The organism is Mycolicibacter sinensis (assembly GCF_001667945.1).
Classification (GTDB): Bacteria; Actinomycetota; Actinomycetes; order Mycobacteriales; family Mycobacteriaceae; genus Mycobacterium; species Mycobacterium sinense_B.
Genome location: NZ_LZJK01000002.1, coordinates 1 through 2,496, shown reverse-complemented (window position 1 = coordinate 2,496; position 2,496 = coordinate 1). Strand labels below are relative to the sequence as shown.

Here is a 2,496-nt window from a genome sequence, read left to right as displayed (position 1 = left end):
GGCTTGTTGCTGGACTTGTTGGTCGCGGTCGTCGAGGTGGACAGCATCGCCCCCTTCGAGGGCGGCGGTGCTGGCGTAGCCGTACATGGCGGTGGCGTCTTGGGCCCACATGTCGGCGTAGAGGGCTTCGTTGGCGGCGATGGCGGCGGTGTTTTGGCCGAGGAGGTTGGTGGCGATCAGGGTGGCTAGTTGGGTGCGGTTGGCGGCGATGACCGGTGGCGGGACGGTCATGGCGAAGGCGGTTTCGTAGGCGGCTGCGGCGGTGCTGGCTTGGGTGCCTGCGTGGGCGGCTTGGGCGGCGGTGGTGCTCATCCAGGCGGCGTAGGGGGCTGCGGCGGCGGCCATGGCGGTGGCGGCGGGGCCTTGCCAGGTTTCGTCGGTGAGTCCGGCGATGACGGCGCGGTAGGAGTTGGCTGCGGTTTCCAGTTCGGCGGCCATGGCTTTCCAGGCGCTTGCGGCGGCGCGGATGGGGCCGGAGCCGGCCCCGGAATACATCAGCGCAGAGTTGACCTCCGGCGGCAACGCTGCAAAATTCATCGGCTATCCCTTGATCAGCCGGCCGCGGCCGCGTTCGCCGCCTCGGCGGTCGCATACGAGGTTCCGCCGCCGTTGAGCGCGGCGACGAACATCTGGTTGACGGCCGCCGCCTGCGCGGCCACGTCCTGAAACAGCGCACCGTTGGCGTTGAACAGCGCGGCGATCGACGCCGAGACCGCATCGCCAGCCGGAGGCGCCATCGCGGTGGTCGGCGCCGCGACCGCCGCGCTCTGCGCCTGCACCGCTGAACCGATCCCCTGCAAACCGCCGGCAGCGCCGCCGCCAGCCACGCCCTGACCACCGCCACCCAACTAGCCGCACCCGCCGCCGGCACCTCCGGGTCGTATGAAGGCGCCGGCGCGGCCGGCTTGTTGCTGGACTTGTTGGTCGCGGTCGTCGAGGTGGACAGCATCGCCCCCTTCGAGGGCGGCGGCGCGGGCCTGGAATTCGGCGGACTGGCGATCGAGGCGGCCAGTCTGGGGCCGTTCGCCGGCCTGGGCATCACCGGTGAGTTCGGCGCCGCGAGCGGCCTGGGCTTGATCGGCCAGACGACGCCGGTCGGCGGGCTGCCGGGGCTTGCCCCGCCCCCGGGCGGTCTCGGACCCGCCGCCGGGCTGCCGGCGGCCGGCCTGAGCGGGGCCGGCCGGGTCGGTGCGACCTGGGCCGGCATGGGCAAGGCCGTGCCGCTGGGCTCGCTGTCGGTGCCGCAGGCCTGGGCGGCCGCCGCCCCGTCGGCGCTGCGCGAAGTCGCCCTGGTCTCAGCGCAATCCAGTACCGCCGCCGCGGCCGCCGGAGCCGAAGCCCCGTATGCCGAGATGGCCCTGGCCACCATGGCCGGACGTGCCATGGCCGCCACGGTGGCCCCGGGCCGACGCGCACCGGCGGCCACCCAGCCCGACCCCACGGCGGCGCCCAGGCCGGCCCCGGAAGCTACAGAGCCCGCGGAACGCCGGGACGACGTGACCGGTGTCGAGGTTCTCGCCGAACTGCGCGGCCTGGCGGAACTGCGCGACTCCGGCGTGCTGACCGACGAGGAATTCAACCGACAACGCGAACGTGTCATCGAAGACTTTATCGACGACTGAATGTGAAAAGGGGAGGTCAACAGATGTCTTTCTTGGTTACTCAACCGGAGATGCTGTCCGGGGCGGCCGGCGATCTGCAGGGGATCGGTTCAGCGGTGCAGGCGCAGAGCGCGGCGGTCGCGGCGCCGACCACCGCGATGGCGCCTCCGGCTGGCGATGCGGTCTCGGCGTCGATCGCCGCGCTGTTCAACGCCAACGGTGCGCTGTTTCAGGACGTGGCCGCGCAGGCGGCGGCCGTCAACCAGATGTTCGTCGCCGCGCTCAACGGCGGCGGAACCTCGTATGCGACCGCCGAGGCGGCGAACGCGGCCGCGGCCGGCTGATCAAGGGATAGCCGATGAATTTTGCAGCGTTGCCGCCGGAGGTCAACTCTGCGCTGATGTATTCCGGGGCCGGCTCCGGCCCCATCCGCGCCGCCGCAAGCGCCTGGAAAGCCATGGCCGCCGAACTGGAAACCGCAGCCAACTCCTACCGCGCCGTCATCGCCGGACTCACCGACGAAACCTGGCAAGGCCCCGCCGCCACCGCCATGGCCGCCGCCGCAGCCCCCTACGCCGCCTGGATGAGCACCACCGCCGCCCAAGCCGCCCACGCAGGCACCCAAGCCAGCACCGCCGCAGCCGCCTACGAAACCGCCTTCGCCATGACCGTCCCGCCACCGGTCATCGCCGCCAACCGCACCCAACTAGCCACCCTGATCGCCACCAACCTCCTCGGCCAAAACACCGCCGCCATCGCCGCCAACGAAGCCCTCTACGCCGACATGTGGGCCCAAGACGCCACCGCCATGTACGGCTACGCCAGCACCGCCGCCCTCGAAGGGGGCGATGCTGTCCACCTCGACGACCGCGACCAACAAGTCCAGCAACAAGCC

Annotated in this window: 5 protein-coding genes; 3 read left to right on the top strand and 2 right to left on the bottom strand. The window is 71.7% G+C overall.

The annotated features are described in order from the left end of the window. Together A5694_RS00075 and A5694_RS00070 are read right to left on the bottom strand one after the other, a co-directional pair. Positions 1–537 (bottom strand): PPE family protein (locus A5694_RS00075; RefSeq protein ID WP_234787883.1); only part of this gene is annotated, 537 nt, incomplete at its 3' end. A 14-nt stretch (positions 538–551) separates the two neighbouring features. After that, positions 552–827 carry a PE family protein gene (locus tag A5694_RS00070; RefSeq protein WP_234787884.1) on the bottom strand — a complete coding sequence of 92 codons (276 nt, stop codon included), beginning with the start codon at positions 825–827 and terminating at the stop codon, positions 552–554. Positions 828–905: 78 nt separating this feature from the next. Here A5694_RS00070 and A5694_RS00065 point away from each other — a divergent pair, with 78 nt between their 5' ends. The 3 genes from A5694_RS00065 to A5694_RS00055 form a co-directional block, all read left to right on the top strand. Further along, positions 906–1,622: an SHOCT domain-containing protein gene (locus A5694_RS00065; protein ID WP_064919828.1), complete on the top strand. Its 717-nt coding sequence runs from the start codon at positions 906–908 to the stop codon at positions 1,620–1,622. 23 nt (positions 1,623–1,645) lie between these two features. Beyond that, positions 1,646–1,945 carry a PE family protein gene (locus tag A5694_RS00060; RefSeq protein WP_064919827.1) on the top strand — a complete coding sequence of 100 codons (300 nt, stop codon included), beginning with the start codon at positions 1,646–1,648 and terminating at the stop codon, positions 1,943–1,945. Positions 1,946–1,959: 14 nt separating this feature from the next. Continuing rightward, the coding region (locus A5694_RS00055) for a PPE family protein (protein WP_234787883.1) at positions 1,960–2,496 on the top strand (537 nt) is incomplete at its 3' end.